This is a genomic window from Aporhodopirellula rubra (assembly GCF_014192335.1).
Taxonomy (GTDB): Bacteria; Planctomycetota; Planctomycetia; order Pirellulales; family Pirellulaceae; genus Rhodopirellula; species Rhodopirellula rubra.
This window is the reverse complement of sequence record NZ_JACHXU010000039.1, coordinates 1-19,374: the sequence shown is the minus strand read 5'-3', so window position 1 is coordinate 19,374 and position 19,374 is coordinate 1. Positions and strand designations below refer to the sequence as shown.

Below are 19,374 nucleotides of genomic sequence, written 5' to 3'. Positions count from 1 at the left end.
CTCAGGTGCGTCGGCAACTCACACGTTCCCCGTAGCCGGGTATAGGAATCGCATCAGTGATTGCAGCAATCCCCGGCTGTGCGAGATGCCGACCCGCCTGCACCTTTCATTAGGAAGGGTGAGGACATTGGCGAAGGTGAAAAGATATCGTTCCGGTTCTATGTTCATCCCCAGTTGATCACGCGAAAGACGTTGCCCAACTGCGAAACCGCGAGGCGTTTTGCTTGATCGTATGCTCAGTGAACGCCGCCCCGCTGACCAGCAGCATCCGTTATGAAACGCTATCATCGCAGGCGTTTGTCGAAACTGATCTTCCAAACTGCACGGCGCCGGTACTTGGGCTGGAGTATCTTGGCATGCGACTTCGGTCCATTCTCGCAACGTTCCTGCTACTAATCCCCACCGGTTGTGGGGACACCTCGCGCAGTCTGACTTCGGGGGCGCCTTCCGATGTCACCGAGGCTTACAAATCATCAAAGACTCAGGAATCGACCCCAGACGCCACTGTTGTTTCGGCATTTTTCCAAGCCACCGCGGCGAAAGACTGGGACCGAGCATCTGAGTTGTCGAAGGCCGTGTTGATCGAACGGCCCGATGATAGCGAAGCTCTATTCGCGGTCGCCGAGGTCGCCTTTCATAACGGCGACGCGTCTCTTGCGATCGAGCTGGTGAAGCGGGCGTGTTCGATCGAGTCGTACAGTGACGATCAGCACATTCGCCAGTGCGTCCTGGCGATGCTCGATCAGGGCCTTCTTTACGACGCCATTGAAGTTCTTGAAACGGTTGTCACGATACGTCCGGACCACCATGTGTTTCGCCGGCAACTCATCGATTTCTACGCCATGGCGGAACGTCCTGAGAAAGCCTCGCCTCACCGTCGCGTCCTTGTACAGCAACGCAAGTTCGATCTGCTTTTGTTGATGGACCAAGTCGCTGCACGACCGAGAGAGTTGGAAGAGGACACGATCGAAGTTCTTCTCAAACGCAATCCCGCCGACCTGCGTCCTCTCCTGGCGAAAGCGAAACGCAAATACGACCAACGGAGAGATGCCGCAGCGACACGGATGCTGTCGAGGATAATCGAACATAATCCAACTTTCGCTCCAGCTTACGCTCTAGCGATCGGCACAATCGCGCGTTCAGGAAATCTGGAGAGTGTCGTGACGTTTGCGAAACAAACACCATCGGACGTCAACGGGTACGCGATGTACTGGGCCGCGTTGGGCGATTGGGCGGTCAATCAATCGATGTTCGCGCATGCCGCTCGATGCTATTGGCAGGGAACACGCCGGGACGCGAATCACACCGAATGTTGGATGAAGCTGAAGACCAGTCTGCAACAGATATCCGATGGAGAGGATCTCACGCTTTCGAAAATGATCCCAATCGTCGAGAAGCGAGCGACTCTGCTTAACTCTTTGGATCAAAAGGCGAGAGAATTCTCCTCCGCTGAAGTGAAATCGCAAAAGCAAGCTCTCGCGATCGCGCAAACACTACACCGACTCGGGCGTGACTGGGAATGCGAAGCCTGGGCCGCGATCGCGCTGACGTTATCGAAGGACAAAGTTCGATCCACGGCTGGTTTTCGTAATTCAGTTGCCGCGTCTCTTCGCCGAAAAACGCCGTGGCAGTCCACCGAAGGGCACCCCGAGTTGGAGCTGGATTTGCGAGATTTCCCCGCTCTCGATATCACTCGCACCGTTGACCAGCCATCTAGTTTGAAATCGTTGACACGTGCCAACAGCTCCAGTGGATCGGCTATCACAAAGACCGGACTAAAGTTAAACAACGAAGCCCACACACGAGGTCTGAATTTCTATGGATACACCAGTAAGGAGATCGACCAACCCGGCTTCATGTTACATCACACGCTCGGATGCGGTGGAGGCACGCTCGATTACGACCTAGACGGATGGAGCGATGTTTACTTCGCCGCAGCCGGTGGTACACCCAAACTCACAGACTCCGAAGGCAATTCACTATTTCGAAACGTGGGCGGAACATTTACCGAAACGACAGGTCCATCGGGTGTCGATGACCGTGGTTTCGGGCAAGGCATTGCGATAGGCGATTGCAATGAGGATGGTTTTCCGGACATCCTTGTACTGAACTTTGGCTCCAACGTTCTGTATGTCAATCAAGGAGATGGAACGTTTTCGGATCAATCGAGTCGCTGGCTCGGTAAACAGAATGGCGACTCATGGTCATCAAGTGGAGCGATCGCGGATTTGAATGGCGACAGTTTGGCCGACATCGTTGCGCTGCGTTACTGCACCGGCGACGACTTGACCACACACAAGTGCTTTACCAAACGAATCAACGCCGCTCCATCGTGTTCCCCGATGCTCTTCCCCGCCGAAAACGACCTCTTTGCGGTAGGTCGGCCCGAAGGAGGGTTCGAGTCACTGGACTCCGACGTAGCATTGCAACCCGAAATTCCGGGGCGCGGTTTGGGCCTGGTCGTTGGAGCACTGGACGATATCGAAGGAGTCGACATCTTTGTGACCAATGACATAACCAACAATCATTATTGGTCAAAGCCGCAGCGAGCTGACTCAGATCAGATTCTGCATGAACTCGCAATGACGCGTGGACTCGCGGGCGACGCACTTGCCGCGGCACAAGGGTCGATGGGCATCGCTATCGGCGACTTCGATCAGGATGGCCTCTTCGACCTCTTCGTCACGAATTTCGCAGACGAATCCAATGTCCTCCATCGCCATCGTGGAGATTTGTTTTGGGTCGATGACACGAATCGCTTTGATCTTTCCTCCACGTCATTTAGGCTGGTCGCCTTCGGCACCCAAATGATTGACCTGGATAACGACGGGCAACTAGAAATTGTTGTTTCCAACGGACATGTTCAAATCCTTTCGCCATCGGGAACGCGAGCCGACTATGCCCAACCGTTCCAGGTGTACAAATTAAACCAGCAGGGGAAATGCCAGTCCATTGGCTCGATGATGGAGAGCGAATACATCCAATCCGATCATGTTGGACGAGCATTGTGGACCATCGATGCCGACCGAAATGGGAAACCTGACGTGTTGGTGACCCACCAAACCGAACCGGTCGCTCTGCTTATCAATAAATCGAGCGATCAACACGATTGGGTTGAGATCCAACTGGTCGGGACAGCGTCTTCTCGTGATGCAATCGGCGCGGTCGTTCAATTGCAGTACCGCGATCGCACGTGGAAACAGCCACTCGTTTCGGGAAACGGGTTTCAATGCAGCAATGAACGCCTCCTGCATTTCGGATTGGGCGACATGCCCGCATCGGACTGCGTGGTGACAGTGACTTGGCCCAATGGTGACGTCGAGCGGTTCCGCTTGCCAGATATCAACCGGCGTTGGATTTTGATTCAACGATCGGCAAACGCGTTCGAATTGAACTAATCGCTCGCGTACGTGAATGGCAAACGATGAAGTACCCGTTCACCGGAGCTCGTTCCGCCAGAATTCAATCCCTCGAAATTCGGAGAAATGGACTACATCGTTTTAGAATTCGCGTTGGGCACCCATAGGGAACGAATCCCTTGAGGGACAAGCCTGCTTCGTCGAAATAGACTACGTTCAATCCAGGTTCTTCGAGCAGTTCGGCAAGTTCTGCTTGAGCGAGTCGAAACGCTCGTTCGTCCCGTTTTTGCTGAAGGCTGCGGCGAAACCGTTTCCAGCTGAGATTGAACCGTTTGGCGTATCGCGACAGGGACTTGCGGCTGATCGATTTACTCGTTTTCTCTTTCAGCTTCGCAATCACCATTGCCGGGTGCGAGGGATACTCTCGGAGAAGATCCTCGAGGATCCGCTGCTCCTATTCGACGAGTTTTCGCGGCCCGCCCGGTCTGTCGTTATCGAAAAGGGCGTCGACTCCTCCCTGGTTAAAACGCGAGATCCAGCTGGCCGCGGTGTCGCGATCAACACTGAAGATGTCCAGCCATCCTCGCCACGCTGCCTTGGTACCCATCAGCGGAAAGAGTCCGAAGAGGATAAAGCTACCCACCAGCGGTGGTCCGACGAGTATCGCGGCAATCGATAGCCCGATCGCCAAAGAGGGATTGCCGGTGAAGTCGAAAACGGGGGCCAGCAACATTACGACGTTGGCAACCACGGCGATGGCAACAAACGCGATGATCCCGTGTAGGTAAATCCGCGCCCACGTACTCAGAGAGTGCTTACTCCCAATACGGTCCTCTTCATCAGGCGAGATAACTTCCACGATTCAACTCCCGACCGCGTACGAAACCAGCATCCTATCACGTGCAATGGATTCAGCAATCAAGATCCCGCCGGACTCTTCGACTCAGGCAGCGAGGCAGAGAAGCGATGCACTTTCACGTCGGCTCACGGGCTGGCTTTCCATTCGTGCTCGTTCGGAACAGCAGATCGTCGGTTGGAGTTCTTTTCCATCTCTGCCGCAATCTTCTTTTCTTTGCGGCGGGCCTGATCTCCGCGACCCGCTGGAAACAAATTTCGAGGATGCGGGCTCTCGCCCGTAGCATTAACGTAAAGCTCCTGTTCTCGCCTCGCACCATCGAAGGCGGAGCTGAACGGTCGCTGGCTCAATCGCGTCGAGGCAGGCTATTTCGGAGCGGGGGCCAGAGCAAATGACCGGAATCTGAGCAACGCTCCAAACACGGCGTTTATTGACCGGCAGAGAATGGCCGATGGAGAGGCACAACCTGCGAATTGCCTTGGACGGCCAATTCCGCAGATCGTGAAGAGTACAGCGGAGGCAACGGTTTTCGTTAGTTGTCTAGCATTCGGCATGTAATGCCGAATACCCTTTGTTTTAGTCCGATGGTTGCTGTCGTAAGTGGGTCAACTATACGCACTGCACGGAGGCGTTCAAATCCAGAGTATGGTTCCCTGGTAGACAGTCTGGTGCATCGAACCCATGGAATTGTCCACGAAAACGAAAATTTTGCGATTGGACGGCGACCGGTTTGTGGCAACTTGCAAAGTTTCGAGGTTCGTTGCCTTCCCTCGCTTCCAAACGAGCATCCCGAGGTAATGTGTTGCCTCGGGTGCTGGTTAGGGCGACCATGCGGCCCGGTCTTTCGGTGCGATTGGTGAATCGTTTACTTTTTGGCCACTTTGTAGGCGTCGCGGAGGTCGCGCACTTTGTCGTGGCCGGCTTTGACTTTCGCGTACTGGGCTTTGAGCACGTCGTTGATCGCGCTGCCGGCGGTTTCTTTAAGAACATCTTCGTAGGCGGCTTTGATGTGGTCCTCGCCGCGTTCGGCCTCAATCAAGATGACATATGGGTCACCGCCGTTGATCTTGGACCGGATATTGATCCAGATTCGGTGTGTTTTTGCGGCGACGCTGCCGTCGTCTTCCGCCTCTTCACCGTTGAACTGAACAAGCGTCTGCAGTTCACTCGCCATGGCAGAACGCTCATCGCCGATCTGCTTGAAAAGTGTTTTCAACTTCGCGTCGGCGATCTCTTCGGCCGATTCGTGGAAGCCGTTGTACGAGTCAATGTTGGCTCGAATCAACTTCTGTACTTTGTTGAGCGTTTCGTCGGACAAATTTGATTTCGTTTCGAGTGCCATGAATTCAGTCTCCGTTGAAGGGTTGATTCGCTCGTGGACGTCCACGTTCGATTGACTGAACCGACAAGCAAAGGCCATGCCAGTTGCGGAGCCTCACGCGGCACAGCAGTTGCCTCTCTGCTTTCATCGCTCGTCACCCACAAACACTCACCTGGAAAATAACGAATGGCAACCACTCTGATCACAGGCGCTTCATCGGGAATTGGGGCGGAACTGGCTCGATTGTTCGCCGCGGGTGGTGAAAACCTCATTTTGGTGGCTCGCAGCGAAGAAAAGCTTCGTGAGCTTGCGAGTACTCTGGAGGCCAAGCATGGTGTCCGAGCAACCGTGATGGTCGCTGATCTAGCAAAACACGATGCATCCGAACAACTGGTGCAGCGACTTCGTGACGAAAAATTGTTGGTCGATCATTTGGTCAATAATGCGGGCTTCGGTGCGTTGGGAGATTTCGCGTCGCTACCGGTTGAGCGCCAAGCGGACATGTTGCAGGTGAATGTGGTCACGCTCACGATGCTGACGCGATTGCTACTGCCTGAGATGATCTTGCGACAACGTGGTGGAATTCTCAATGTCGGGTCGATCGCGGCCTTTCAAGCTGGTCCGCATATGGCGGTTTATTACGCAACAAAGGCCTATGTGTTGTCGTTCACAGAAGCGTTACGTGAGGAGCTGATTGGCACACCGCTGCATGTCACTTTGCTGGCCCCGGGACCGACGTCGACCGGGTTTGGCGAAGACTCGGGCATGGAAGACCTGGCCTTGTTTGCGTCTGGCGCGATGCCTGTCGCGGAAGTCGCCAAGGCAGGTTTCGAGGGCTACCTCAAGAATCAGGACATTGTGATTCCCGGTTGGAAAAACCGACTGATGGTAACCTCCGCATCGTTTCTCCCCCGCATTGCGACTCGAAAGCTGGTTGGACGTCTGCAACGACCGTCCGATAGCAAAACGCCATGAAAGAATAGCTTGCGCCGACGCCCAAGGGACTGCAGTACGGTCTAGAGCCACTGGCGGTGTCGATCGTCATTGTCGTGCTAGTCGCCAACGGTTGGATCTCTTACGCGAATTCGCAGTGGTTGCGGAAGCATGATCGGTGGGTGTCGCACACGCTGGAGGTGCTCGTTCACATGGAGTCATTTCAAGGATCGTTGATTGATGCGGAGACGGGCGGGAGAGGCTTTCTGTTGACAGGTGACGAGTCGTTTCTAGAACCGTACGAGTCCGGCACCGCATCAGTCCCTGTTGAATCAGAAACGTCGATCGCCTGACCGACGACAGTTCATCGCAACAGTTGCTTCTGCAAAACCTGAGAGCGGCCGGCGACGCGATGTTTGCTCAATTAGCGACAAGGTCGCTGAGCAAAGGGAGCGAACGCTCGACCAGCAGGAACTCTTGGTGGCTGCTGCCGGGGGCAAGAGGCTGATGGATCAATTGCGTGAATTGGTTTGGCAATTCAGTGACGAGCAACGCAAACTTTTGCGGACCCGGGAAAACGAAGCGGCAGATCTGAAAAGAAATTCTGTAACGACTCGGATATCTCAATGCCCGGCATGAATGGGTATGAACTGGCGAAGGAGATTCGTGCAACGCCAGCCTTCAAGGACCTGTTCTCGGCAGCGATGACCGGCTTTGGTCAGCCAGCAGATCGCGAAAAAGCGATTCAGGCGGGCTTCGACGATCACGTCGTCAAGCCAGCTGACTTTCCCGTGATCGAAGGCTTGCTACGCGGACGCAGTCGGTGAGGCGTCCGATGCAAATCCGATGAAGCTCGCATTCTCTCCGCACCGGTTTGGACGCTTTGGTACACGGATTGCGTCTCGTTCAAATTTACAAACGAGCCGCTCGGACCCGCGTTCGACCGGCCCGTGTTGATCGAAAACCTTCCAAGGAGGACTCAAATGTCTCAAGCGACCCATTCCGTACAAGAACCAGCAGCGACCAATTGGACAAGTGAATCGTGGGGCCGTGTTTGCCAAGCGATTCAGACGCGTTGGCCACACATCAGCGAAGACGAATTGAAAGATTTGCCTTGCGACGTTGATTCTGTGATTGGCTTTTTGAAAGAGTTCACCGAAACTTCGCTTGAAGAAATCAAGTCGGTAGTTTTGGAGTTTGCTCCCGAGGGCAGTTTTACTCAGCGTTTTACTGCGCTCACCGAAAATGTGACGGAGCCGATTCATTCGGTCTACGAACGCATTCAGTACGAAACCGACGAGCATCCCGTTGCAACTTCGGGAGTTGTCTTCGTTGCCGGGCTGGCGCTGGGAATTCTCGGGACCGTGGCCTACTTCCGATCACGGCCAGAGCCATCCTATGCTGGAATCCAGCGTTATCTGCCAGATCGCTGGACACGCTGAGGCTGTGTGACCTATTCATTTTTAGGAAGTGCTGATGTTCTGGCTCGCTGGTTGGATTGCGTTCGGCTTGGTCGTCGGATTAGTTGCTCGAGCAGTTATTCCGGGCGAGCAGCCGATGGGGTGTTTGGCTACGACGATCCTCGGAATTGCCGGTTCGTTCATCGGCGGTTCAATCGGGTATTTTCTGGTCGGCGGAACCTTGGTTCAGTCGAGCGGTTGGATCGGCAGCATCATCGGAGCAGTGATCTTATTGGCGATTCGACTGCGTCGTGATCGTTCAACAACTTAAGGGTGTATCGATGAGCGACACGACAATTCCAATGGTCGATTTGGATGTAACAAACTGCCCACCGGCTGTCGAACTCGACATGGCGGGCGGCTCGGACATCGGGCAGCGGCGGTCGCAAAACCAAGACCACTTTATGATCGCGGAATTGCAACGCCAGCTATCCGTCATCGCGACCGACGTTCCACTGGACAGTTGTTGTGAGCTATACGGATCGGAACCAGGACATCTGTTGGTCGTCGCCGATGGGATGGGTGGTCACTCGGACGGGGAACTGGCAAGCAGTATGGCGGTTCAGGTCTGCGCGCGCTACGTACTTGACATGATGCACTGGTTCCTAAAGTTGTCATCGAAGAATGGGGATGAATTCCTTGACGAACTCTCGTACAGCCTAAGCTCAGCACAGGAGGCGTTGTGGGAACAATCCGGCTCCGATGAGGGGCGAATGGGAACGACGGTAACACTTGCCTACATTCTGTGGCCGCGAATGTATGTGATCCACGCTGGCGACAGTCGGTGCTACGTTTTACGCGATCAAAAGCTACAGCAAATCACCAAGGATCACACGATCGCCCAGCGGATGGTCGATGAGGAAGTATTGACCCAAAAGCAAGCCGATGATTCGCCATTCAGTCATGTGCTGTGGAATTGCGTCGGCGGGGGAGATCATCCTGTCCGTCCAGAGGTCGTGCGTTTCACTTTGCGGTCAGGCGACCGAATCCTTCTTTGCAGTGATGGCTTGCATGGGATGCTTGACCAAGCCGCTATCCATTCGATCATGGGTGACGGCAACGAGTCAAAGACCACCGTCGACCATTTGATCCGCCATGCTAACAATGCAGGTGGTCGCGACAACATCACGGCGGTGGTCGCTACGTGCCGTGAGGTGCAGTAGCACGATCAGAGTGCGATCGCACTTGCGTCCTGAGTATTCCAATAGCGTTTCTTAATTCGCCTCTAGCGCGGCTCAGGCGACTGCGAACGGTTCCGACCGTGATCTCTAGAACTTTGGCAATTTCTTCGTAGGCGAGATCGTGGAATTCGCGGAGAACCAAAATTGCCCGGTGGTCATCCGACAAACCATCCAATGCCGCATGAATAAGTTCAATTTCCTCATCTCGTAACATCTTGTCGCCACAACTGCCCTCCCTTGTATCGACGACCTCAGTGCCATCGCGGTGGCGTGACTCATCGAGTGAGACCCGGGGACGATGCTTTCGTTTTTGTGAATTAGCCGCGTTGAAAGCGATTCGATAAAGCCATGTCGAAAATTTACTCTCGTGGTTAAAGGTTTCAAGTCGCGAGAACGCTCGGACGAACGCCTCTTGGACCGATTCTTCCGCATCGGCGTGACTACCTAAGTAACGGTGCATGGACGCAAACAGTTGGTCCTGGTTGCATTGCACTAGCCGTTTGAAGGCCGAGTGGCTGCCTTCGCGAGCGGCATCGAGTAGCCGGTCATCGTCGCAATCAAATTCGCACGGATCATCTTTGCCGCCATTGTTCATCGTTTTTGCTGGTCCGCAGTCAGGCTTCGGGCGTCGCGTCCACAACGAAAGTTAGCCGTAACACGAGGCGGCCGATCATCCGCCGGTCCCTCGACGACGAGCGATTGAACATAGGCGTAACGCGCGGTGACGCTGTCAGAAGGCTGTCTACGATAGATCGCTTCAAGTACGATCACCCGCTGCTGCTTGCGTTCACGGCGGAACCAAGCGAGAAGGCTTCGCAGACGGGCCGGGCGGTTTGATCGTTCCGCGAGAACCGTCTGGACGGTGATCCACTTTGTTGGTGGATTCTCAAGCAACTGTCGATGTCCGTCGGCGGGTCCGCCGTAAAATTCGATTATGGTTTGTCGCGCCATTTTGAGGATCCTGGTGTGTTGGTGGGAGGCGGTCGCTAACCTGACATTTAGCATTTGCCGTGCCGCTAGAGCCATCGTTTAGCAGAGCGATGACTGACTGTTGATCGACCGCATTGATCGCTGTTCTTCCAATGGCCGCACAATTGGGAAAACGGTCTGTGAAGACGATCGTCAATAATTGCCTTCCTGACCGTTAAATTTGGTTCCGGCGAGTCCTTTGGCACGCAAGTCGCTTTGCTAGTCCTCATCAAATTGCGACGCGGTGTTCGCCTCGCAAGAGCGTCGTTTTAATAGGAGATTATCATGTTGAGTTGGGCCCTAACGTTTTTGATAATTGCGTTGATCGCGGGAGTTTTGGGTTTTGGTGTGATCGCTGGCACTGCCGCGACAATTGCAAAGATTTGCTTCGTCGTGTTTCTCGTGTTGTTCGTAATTGGATTGGTCATGGGGCGACGCGGTCCGGTCGCGTAGGGCGACCCGGCATCGCTTACTTGGATGGAATCGACGGTAGAATCGAGGGCAGCGTGACAAGTCACAGTCATGCTGCCCTTTTTTGATTGGAAACAGAGTGAACGAGTCGAAAACTGGAAACTTGCGGCGAATCTTAAGACGAGAAACGGCGGCGTCTCATACGCGGCTTGACCATGTCATGGCGGTATACCCGCCCTTCGCTTCGTTGGCCAACTACGAGCGGTATTTGATCGGGATGCGTAAGATTTGTGGCTACGCCGCAGTGAGCACTAATTGGGTGGAGCAACGACTTCAACTTCCGGGCCTGGGTTCCGACCTCTGTCGCCTAATCGAAGAAGATTTGGCCACGATTGAACCAAAGTACAAACGAGAGCAAGTAGGCGTGCAATTGCCAGCCGAGGCGTTGAGCGAAGGCTGGCATTGGGGGCGAGCGTACGTGATTGAAGGTTCGGCAATGGGGGCGACCTTTCTTCTGAAACAGGCCGAAGACGATCTGCCGACCGAAATTGGTAGATCTTTCCTCCAGCAGTCGGCCGCCCACGCGAAAAATCGTTGGCCGGTCTTCGTGGAAGCGATCGCGTCGACGACCGCCGATGTGGTTGATGCGGTTGCAGGAGCACGTGATGTTTTCGATTATGCATACAACGTTTTCGCCAGCGAGGCCAATTGAGTGGTCAATGAAGATGAACGTATCGCATTCCAAAATTGCGAATCCGAGCCGGTACACATTCCCGGTCGGTTGCAGACGTTTTCCGCTCTGATCGGTTTCAACGCGAAGACACTCGTGGTGGATTATTGCTCCGAAAACTTGACTTCCATGACGTCCATTTCTATCGACCAGTTGCTCGGTCAGCAGGTCGACCGAGTGCTTGTCGACCGCGATCTGCTTCACGAGATCAGGGGAGCGATGGGCGTCCCGTCGATCGGCCAGCAACGTGAGCATCTGGGTCGCTTCGATCTTGGTGACAACTCGTTCCGGTGCGATCTATCCATCCACCTCTCGGGCGACACAGCGGTTTTGGAGATCGAGAAGGCGGAGACCGAAGTTGCTGTCGAACGCGGAGGAGTTCAGCAAATCCGCGGGATGCTTTCTGGGTTGCGATCAGGCCTGGGTGTCGAGAACCTGATGCGATCGGGCGTTGAAATGGTTCGCCAGGTCACGGGGTTTGATCGCGTTATGGCGTATCAGTTCCTGCCAAGCTTTGATGGCGAGGTCGTGGCCGAGGCCGCCTGCCCCGGCATGACTCCGTATCTGGGTCTGCGATACCCTGCGTCGGATATTCCCAGGCAGGTTCGTGACTTGATGCTGAGAATGCCGTATCGCATGATCGCGGATGTGCGTGATCCTCATACGAAGCTGCTTGGTCGTGAAGAACGCCCCCTAGATCTTACGCTCTGTCACGGACGGGGCGTCTCTCCTATCCATGTAGAGTACTTGCAGAACATGGGTGTCACGGCAACAGTCAACCTTTCCCTGATCGTCCGAGGGCAATTGTGGGGATTGTTTTCCTTGCACCATGATCGACCTCGAAAGCTGAACATGGAGCTTCGAGGCGTTTGCGAGCTGTTTGCCCAATTGTTCTCAGTGCAGTTGCAACAAGAGATTGAAAAAGAAATTCTTTCCCATCGCCGACGTGCCGACTCGACACGAGAGACCCTCCGTCGCGTAGATCAACCGATTGAAGTTGTTTTCGAGCGTTTGTGGAAGGATCTCGCCAACATTGTTGACGCGGATGGAATCGTCATCCGACGCGGAGATGCCGTTCATCCGTTCGGTGACACTGCTTGCGATGAGTTCGTGCGGTCGCTGTCTGATCTTTCCAGCGATGACGTCTATGCCATCGACACGTTTAATTCGACGATTTTGACGCAAGGCGATGGGCAGAGTCAGTCCGCCGGAGTGCTGTTGGTGCAAATTGGAAGTGGGAGTGATGCAAAGCATGAATCGCAAATCATGTTTTTTCGCAACGAAATCGTGCATGATGTGCGGTGGGGCGGTGAACCGGAAAAGCGGATTGACTTTGGTCCTAACGGGCCGCGGCTGCATCCCCGTGCGTCGTTCGATGAGTACATTCAAACGGTGAAGGGCAAATGCCGACCTTGGACTCGGGCGAATGTTTCCGCGGCAATGGAGTTGCGGGGAATCATTCAAGAGGTCTTGCTCCGCGACACGGACGCCGTTCGACAAGATCGCGATCGACAGGCGAAGCACCAGGACCTGCTGATCGCGGAACTGAATCATCGAGTCAAAAACATTCTGGCACTGGTTCGCAGCATTGCTAGACAGACAAAAGATTCGTCCGCGTCTTTGGAGAACTATGCAGAGGCCTTTGAAAAACGTATCGCCGCACTGGCAACAGCTCATGACCTGATCGGCGGCAGTGGCTTGCAATGGGCTCGCCTCAGAGAGATGGTTCAAACCGAACTCGAACCACATCGAGGCCGGGACCATAGCGTTTCCGTCAGTGGGCCCGCGATCGGATTGCGAGGCGACATTGCTCCAATCATGGCCTTGGTTCTTCACGAGTTGGCGACAAACTCGGTGAAGCATGGCGCGCTATCGCATCCGGCAGGCGCACTAGATGTTTCCTGGAAACACGATGCTGGCGGGGTGTCCATGGTCTGGCGAGAGTCCAATTCACCGGTCAGACCGGCAGCAAAACGTCGTGGTTTTGGTATGGCGCTTGTCGAGCGGGCGATCCCGTACGAATGCAATGGCGAGTCCGAATTGACGTTCCACGGCGACGGTATCGAAGTGCAAATGTGGCTGCCATCGGAATCAACGTTGCTCCTGAATGATTCCCCAAAATCACACGTCCAGAAAGTCGATATTGAGTCAGTTGGGGTCCGACCCTTGATACTGGATCAGGTATTGGTTGTGGAGGACAATATGGTGTTGGCCATGGAATTGGAACGGTTAGTCACTTCCATGGGCTGCCAAAAAGTGCAATCGGTTCCCGACGCATCACGTGGCGAGCAGGCAATGGCGAAAAGCCATTTGACGCTCGCCATCCTGGACATCAATTTGCGAACCGGGACCAGTTTTGAACTTGCGAAGTCTCTTATCCGTCAAGATATTCCCGTGATCCTGGCCAGCGGCTATGATTCCAGCTTTCAAGTTCCACCTGAGTTGGGCCACCTGCCCCGAATGACGAAGCCAATTAACCACGGCGATTTGGCGAAAATCATTGAATCGTTGCAGAACAAATGACTAAATCCATTCTTCTACTAGAAGACGACGTCCGCGTTGCCGAGCACTGGAAGCGGTTGCTTGAGGAGGCCGGCTATCGCGTTTATCACGAGACCGACGCTGATGCTGCGATCAAGTTGGTTGACGAGGAGTCCATTAACCTGGTCATTACCGACATCCTCATCCGTGAGAACGAAACGAAGTTCAAGCCCAGGGGCGGGCTCTCGCTGCTAGCGCACGTCAGCATCAACGTTCGACCTCGTCCAAAGACGATCGCGGTCACCGGGGCATCGCCATCGTTAAACATCGAAGGTCATGTCCATATTTTCAACGCGGCACGCACGCTAAACAAACCGATCTCCGACGCAATTCTGTTAGCCGAAGTCGCGGCCGAACTGGGTAACGACTAATTGCTCGACAATTCATTCATAAGCTGTCCAAGCACCGCTACATCAACCGGCTTGACCAAGTGCCCAGAGAAGCCGGCCTCTTGCGTGCGCCGGATGTCCTGCGGTTGCCCGTGACCGGTTAACGCGATGAGCTTCGTATCTTTTAGAATCCCGGGCGACTCCTTCTTCAAGAGATTGGCGACCTCAAGTCCGCTCATCCCAGGCATGGAAATGTCGATCAACGCGAAGTCTGGGTGAACATCGCGTATTTTCTCAAGCCCGTCGTTCCCATCGACGGCGACCGTGACATCATGTCCATCCAGTTCTAGCAATTGCTCCATCGTTGACCGAGCGTCCTTGTCGTCCTCTACCAGGACAATCTTGAACGGCTTGATCGCCTCCGTGCTGGGCGCTTCCTCAGGCGCATGAGCAAGCTTGACGCCCGCAGGTACGGCGACCATTGGGAACGTGAGCGTGAACGTTGACCCCTTACCGACACCGTCGCTGCTGGCCTTCAGCGTTCCGTCATGCTTATCGACCAGCATTTTGACTAGCGCAAGGCCAACGCCGAGGCCACCCTGGGTTTCTTCCGTCTCGCGACCCCGAGTGAACATATTAAAGATCGTTTCTAGGTTATCCTCGCTGATTCCTTGGCCGTTGTCTTTCACCTGCAACGCGACGCGTCCGGCGTCCACGGACAGTCGAACCTCAATCTGGCCGCCGACTTGTGTGTAACGCCGAGCATTGGCCAACAAGTTTTCAACGACCTGCAATAGTCGCACGCGATCACCGACCACCGGAAACCGATCCGCGTCAAGCTCCAAGCGGACGTGTTGCTGTTTTTGATCAAAACTGCCTTGCAACGATCGAATGGATTCCTCCGCGACCTCTTTCAGATCCATCAACTCCCGCTGCAGCACAATCTTGTTTTGCGCAATTCGTGATGTGTCGAGAAGATCCTCCACCAAACGAGACATGTGATCGGTTTGGCGATCCAGCAAATCAGTCAATTCGTCGCGTTTAATTTCGGCGTCGTTCGTCCGACGCAGAAGGGAGACCGCGTTTTTGACCGCGCCGAGTGGATTACGAAGCTCGTGAGATAGCACGGCGAGAAACTGGTCCCGTTGAGAAATGGCTTCTTCAAGCAGCTTTTGTGCTCGAACCTGTTCCCGCGCGTCCTGGATCACGGCGATGCAATAAGGCTTGTCGTCGCCAGGTTCCTGTTGAATTGAGACGGTCAGGTCAATCGGTACATCGCGTCCAAATTTATCGACGTAGCGTTTCCGAAGCGTGTAACTCGACAGTTCGCCCGCCTTCAATTGCTCGAATTGCTCTAAATCGCTGTCCAAATCCGCTGGGTGTGTGATCGACTGGAAATTGATCGCCAGCAGTTCTTCCCGAGAGTATCCAACTAGGTCGCACAGCCGTTGGTTAACACGCAACCAAGTCCCATCGAAATCGACATGAGCAATTCCCACCGCAGCGTTCTCGAATGTGCCTCGGAATCGAGCTTCACGAGTTTCCAATTCTGTGCGAGCCTGTTCGAGACGCCGCAAGCTGACAAGCGTCAGCACGGTACCCGACAAATCGCGTGTCGAATCGTATGGCATCAGTCGCAGCAGAAATCGTTCGCCGCTTTTGCCCATGACCTCCCGTTCGAGCGGTTTCTGATTGGCGAATGTTGTCGCGATTAAGTCGTAAAGTTCGTCATCGTTGAGAGGGTTGCGAAAATTGTCGAGCCGTCGACCAATATCGTCGTGTGTAAGGTCGAATATCTCGGCCGCCTGCGGGGTCATCCGCCGGATACGAGATTCGTCATCCAAAAAGAGCGTCGCGACGTTAGCCGAGCGGAATAGGTTCTCCATGTCCTCCGTCACTTCGGTCAATTCTTCGATCTTGGACTGATGCTCCGCGTTGACCGTATAAAGTTCTTCGTTGACGCTGTGCAGTTCCTCGTTAGTGCTCTGCAGTTCTTCGTTGCTGGCAACCATTTCCTCGTTGGTCGCCTGCAACTCTTCGTTACTAGTTTCCAGCTCTTGAATCGTGGATTGAAGGCTCTCCTTCGTGTGCCTGAGTTCCTCTTCCAAGGTTGCTTGAGCGGAAAGATCGACGGCTTCCCCACTGTCCAAGACGCCTCGAATCGGTTTCTCAGATTCTTCGATCACGCTAACGCTGAAACCATGCTCCTGCTTACCCGCTAAGTCGACTCGGCGAATGACAACGCCGACCAGTCGAAAGTCCTGCTTAGCATCGCCGCTGGCCTGTGGATCGTCTGACCCGCCTGCGTCGCCCGGTGCGTTGCCTTCCAGTTCGGACAACGGGACTGCGATTTTCCCGACCACGACGGGCTTGGAGACTTCCTTCTGTCGCTCGCATCGCTGCAAGCCAACCAAGACGCTCGTCTTTAACTTCGGTAACAACAGCTCCGGCAGCGTAGCACCGAATCGCCCTTCCTGCCGGCGCAAAAACTTCGCGGAACCGGGTGTTGAATACAACAACGTAAAGTCTGAATTGGTGACGAACGTGGGTGGCAAGTAATCATCGGCAAGTCCTTCGATGGCCGACAAAATCATACGGTCGGTGTAGACCGTCGCCGATCCGCTGCGTCCGACGGGCTCGCTCCGCGGGACGCTCAGCCGAGCTGGGGCTCGCAAACTTGCCGTGCCCAATTTTGACGCACTGACCTTTTTGTACATCCGCCAGCGTCGGTTGATGGTCTCGTAGTCACCTTCAATTTCGCCCGGTGTCTCGCTCGGCCCCAAAAACAATACACCCCCAATCCTCAAACCAAAATGCATCAATGACAACGCTCGCCGTTGGCCCTCGTCGCCGAAATAGATCAGCGTGTTACGACAAATGGCAAGGTCAATGTTGGTGAACGAGGCGTCGTTGAGAAGATTCTGGGGAGCGAACACGATCATCTTGCGAAGTGATTGATTGACTCGGTAGCTCGATCCCACTTTCTGAAAATGTTTTTCTAAAAGTTCTGGGGAGATGCCATCGACCTCCTTGATGGTGTAGGTTCCCGACGCAGCCTTATCAAGACTTAAACGATGCGCGTCGGTTGCAAAAATCTTGACGTCGACAACCTGCCCCTTCGCCTCCATCGTTTCCGCAATTGTCATCGCCAGCGAGTAGGCTTCTTCGCCCGTTGCACACCCTGGCGTCCAAACTCGCATCGTTTGACCGCGACTCTCCTCGATCAGTCGCGGCAAGACCTTATTCGCTAAAACATCAAACGCTTCAGTGTCGCGAAAGAAACGTGTGACGCCAATCAACAGGTCACGGTACAACTGATTCAGTTCGTTGGCGTCGGTTTCCAACAGTTCGATGTACTCTTCGATCGACGCGAAGTGCAGCAACCGCCAGCGACGCTCGATGCGTCTGACGATCATATTGGGTTTGTATTGAGAGAAGTTGATCTGATACTCGTCACGTAGCAACTCGATGACGCGACCTAAACCCACTGCGGGAACGCGGGCGATCAAATCACCAGTGTCCGCATAGTTACCGGTGTCTATCCGATCAGAGAACGACGTGATGAATCGCCCCAGCCAAGTTGCGATTTGGTCCATGTTGCCCGCGAAGTCCGCAACCCCGGATTCCATTGCCGACCGAGGCATGCCGTCGAAACGCGCGGTCTCCGGATCTTCGACCAAGACCATCCCTCCGGCTTCACAGACATCACGAATTCCCCGTGATCCGTCGCTGCCACTTCCGCTACAGACGACTGCGGCACATGCCGGCCCACGACTAATTGCCATGGAAGTAAAGAAGCGATCAATGGGTTGGTTCAAACCCTGTCGCACTTCGCGATCTTTCAGAACCAGTATTTCGCCCTGTATCTCCAAATCGACCTTCGGCGGTATCAGGTAAACCGTACTCGGTTTGACGCTCATGCCGTCTTCGATTCGGCGAACTGTCATCTTGGTCCGCCGAGCCAAGATTTCATCCATCATGCTCTTAAAGTCCGGCGAAAGGTGTTGGACGATGACAAACGCAGCGTTGGAGTCAGGCGGGATCTCGTCGAATAGCTGCTCGAGCGATTCCAAACCGCCTGCGGACGCCCCGATCCCGATCACCGGAAATCCAAATTTGACCTTGGACTGCAAGAAACTCAACCCAGCGTCTGCGATAAGATCCAATTGAGGGTCGCGTGTGTCGGGTATCTGTACCGGTTTGTTGTCAGGGTTGTCGGATGACATTCGGTAAATATTCTCGGGAAACAGTCAAAGGAGGCAAAGACTTGGCAACTCCCATGCGTGTTGCGTGCCAATACGTTTACGAAAGTGTCTTGTGGGCAGGTCGATGTCTGCTCAACCTTGGCAAGACTAGCAATTTCTTCTGATTTCGCACTTCAGGGTCGGCATCTATTCGTGGGAATTCACCCCAAATTGAAATGCAACCCAAACTCAACGCCACGCGCCGAGGAGGCTGACATTCTATCACGGCATCATGCCTCACATCCTACCCGGCGCGACGGGCAGTGTGATCAAACAGCGACGCAACCGTAAATGGCCTCGACGATGGCGTCGACTTGGACTGGTTTCTGGAACCATCCGGTCACACCGTTGTCGCTGATGGACAACCCAGTCTCTTCAATGGGCTGCCCCGTCACCGCGAACACTGGAACACTGCGGTGAGCGCTGCATTGTCGAATCCGTTTGACCGTTTCCGGGCCATCCAAGTTCGGCATGTTCATATCCATCAACACAACATCGGGAAGCGTCGGCTTGGTCAGCGCGTAGAGGGCCTTCAAGCCGTCCGTCGCCTCCTCAACCTCAAGTCCGCATTGTTTCAGGTAGCTAGCCATCAAAGTGCGTTCGTTCGCGTCGTCATCGACTAGCAGAACGCGGCGGGCTTTCGGGTTGTCAATCGTAAACGTTGCCTTTGCTTCAGCCAGCGAGAATTTACCAGCTGGCTTCTTTTGCTGCTGGGTCAGATCCTGGTCAATGGCACCAAGTTCCGCCATCCCCTCTGACATATTGACCAAGCCTTTCTCGGTACGGCCGGCAGCGAAGTACTTCCCTGCCAACTGCAATTTCAACATGGCACGATTGACCTGGTTGCGGAGGTCGTGAACGCGGGTGTCGGCTGCTGACTTTGCCTGGAAACAGGCAAGCTCGGCGTCATCCTGCAGCTCATGCCGAATGACGCGGATGTCTTTCGGGGGTAACCGTTCACGGGGCGGTGCAACAAATTTGAGGATCTCTCTGGACACGAGGATCGGTTTTCTGCCCCAATACTTGCATGAGCAAGATAC

17 protein-coding genes are annotated in these 19,374 nt (G+C 54.5%); 11 read left to right on the top strand and 6 right to left on the bottom strand.

Annotated features, from left to right (window positions below):
* The first annotated feature begins 239 nt into the window (after positions 1–239).
* Positions 240–3,398, top strand: coding sequence for an FG-GAP-like repeat-containing protein (locus tag FHS27_RS31590; protein WP_184309857.1), 3,159 nt, complete (start codon positions 240–242; stop codon positions 3,396–3,398).
* 415 nt (positions 3,399–3,813) lie between these two features.
* Here the strand turns inward: FHS27_RS31590 and FHS27_RS31585 are convergent, their stop codons facing one another.
* Together FHS27_RS31585 and FHS27_RS29570 are read right to left on the bottom strand one after the other, a co-directional pair.
* Positions 3,814–4,218, bottom strand: a complete 405-nt coding sequence (locus tag FHS27_RS31585; RefSeq protein ID WP_315854754.1) for a helix-turn-helix domain-containing protein — start codon at positions 4,216–4,218, stop codon at positions 3,814–3,816.
* Positions 4,219–5,080: 862 nt separating this feature from the next.
* Positions 5,081–5,557, bottom strand: a complete 477-nt coding sequence (locus FHS27_RS29570) for a PA2169 family four-helix-bundle protein (RefSeq protein ID WP_184309855.1) — start codon at positions 5,555–5,557, stop codon at positions 5,081–5,083.
* Between the two features lie 165 nt (positions 5,558–5,722).
* On the opposite strand from FHS27_RS29570, the gene FHS27_RS29565 reads away from it, so the two are divergent.
* From FHS27_RS29565 to FHS27_RS29540, 6 genes are all read left to right on the top strand, one after another.
* Entirely contained in the window at positions 5,723–6,511 is a 789-nt protein-coding gene (locus FHS27_RS29565; protein ID WP_184309853.1) for an SDR family NAD(P)-dependent oxidoreductase, read from the top strand.
* A 56-nt stretch (positions 6,512–6,567) separates the two neighbouring features.
* The gene (locus FHS27_RS31295; protein ID WP_184309850.1) at positions 6,568–6,822 is read left to right on the top strand and encodes a CHASE3 domain-containing protein; all 255 of its coding nucleotides are present in this window, start codon (positions 6,568–6,570) and stop codon (positions 6,820–6,822) included.
* 273 nt (positions 6,823–7,095) lie between these two features.
* Positions 7,096–7,296 (top strand): response regulator, encoded by a 201-nt coding sequence (locus FHS27_RS29555; protein ID WP_184309848.1) that lies wholly within the window; start codon positions 7,096–7,098, stop codon positions 7,294–7,296.
* Positions 7,297–7,452: 156 nt separating this feature from the next.
* Positions 7,453–7,911 (top strand): hypothetical protein, encoded by a 459-nt coding sequence (locus FHS27_RS29550; protein ID WP_184309846.1) that lies wholly within the window; start codon positions 7,453–7,455, stop codon positions 7,909–7,911.
* A 34-nt stretch (positions 7,912–7,945) separates the two neighbouring features.
* A complete protein-coding gene (locus tag FHS27_RS29545) occupies positions 7,946–8,200 on the top strand; it encodes a GlsB/YeaQ/YmgE family stress response membrane protein (protein ID WP_184309844.1) in 255 nt (84 codons plus the stop codon).
* A gap of 10 nt (positions 8,201–8,210) precedes the next feature.
* Positions 8,211–9,092, top strand: a complete 882-nt coding sequence (locus FHS27_RS29540; protein ID WP_184309841.1) for a PP2C family protein-serine/threonine phosphatase — start codon at positions 8,211–8,213, stop codon at positions 9,090–9,092.
* Here FHS27_RS29540 and FHS27_RS29535 read toward each other — a convergent pair.
* A complete protein-coding gene (locus FHS27_RS29535) occupies positions 9,070–9,705 on the bottom strand; it encodes an RNA polymerase sigma factor (RefSeq protein WP_184309839.1) in 636 nt (211 codons plus the stop codon). The two genes, FHS27_RS29540 and FHS27_RS29535, sit on opposite strands and share 23 nt — an antisense overlap.
* Entirely contained in the window at positions 9,702–10,061 is a 360-nt protein-coding gene (locus tag FHS27_RS29530; RefSeq protein WP_184309837.1) for a hypothetical protein, read from the bottom strand. Before FHS27_RS29530 ends, FHS27_RS29535 begins: the two co-directional genes overlap by 4 nt.
* Before the next feature lie 303 nt (positions 10,062–10,364).
* On the opposite strand from FHS27_RS29530, the gene FHS27_RS29525 reads away from it, so the two are divergent.
* The 4 genes from FHS27_RS29525 (at position 10,365) to FHS27_RS29510 (ending at position 14,132) form a co-directional block, all read left to right on the top strand.
* Positions 10,365–10,532, top strand: a complete 168-nt coding sequence (locus tag FHS27_RS29525; RefSeq protein ID WP_184309835.1) for a DUF1328 domain-containing protein — start codon at positions 10,365–10,367, stop codon at positions 10,530–10,532.
* Between the two features lie 178 nt (positions 10,533–10,710).
* Positions 10,711–11,202, top strand: a complete 492-nt coding sequence (locus FHS27_RS29520; protein ID WP_184309833.1) for a biliverdin-producing heme oxygenase — start codon at positions 10,711–10,713, stop codon at positions 11,200–11,202.
* Entirely contained in the window at positions 11,203–13,743 is a 2,541-nt protein-coding gene (locus tag FHS27_RS29515; protein WP_184309831.1) for an HWE histidine kinase domain-containing protein, read from the top strand.
* Positions 13,740–14,132 carry a response regulator gene (locus FHS27_RS29510; protein WP_184309829.1) on the top strand — a complete coding sequence of 131 codons (393 nt, stop codon included), beginning with the start codon at positions 13,740–13,742 and terminating at the stop codon, positions 14,130–14,132. The genes FHS27_RS29515 and FHS27_RS29510 overlap by 4 nt, the downstream gene beginning before the upstream one ends.
* Here the strand turns inward: FHS27_RS29510 and FHS27_RS29505 are convergent.
* Together FHS27_RS29505 and FHS27_RS29500 are read right to left on the bottom strand one after the other, a co-directional pair.
* Positions 14,129–18,316, bottom strand: coding sequence for a chemotaxis protein CheB (locus FHS27_RS29505; RefSeq protein WP_184309827.1), 4,188 nt, complete (start codon positions 18,314–18,316; stop codon positions 14,129–14,131). The two genes, FHS27_RS29510 and FHS27_RS29505, sit on opposite strands and share 4 nt — an antisense overlap.
* Before the next feature lie 287 nt (positions 18,317–18,603).
* On the bottom strand, positions 18,604–19,374 hold a 771-nt coding region (locus tag FHS27_RS29500), incomplete at its 5' end, for a response regulator (protein WP_221225487.1).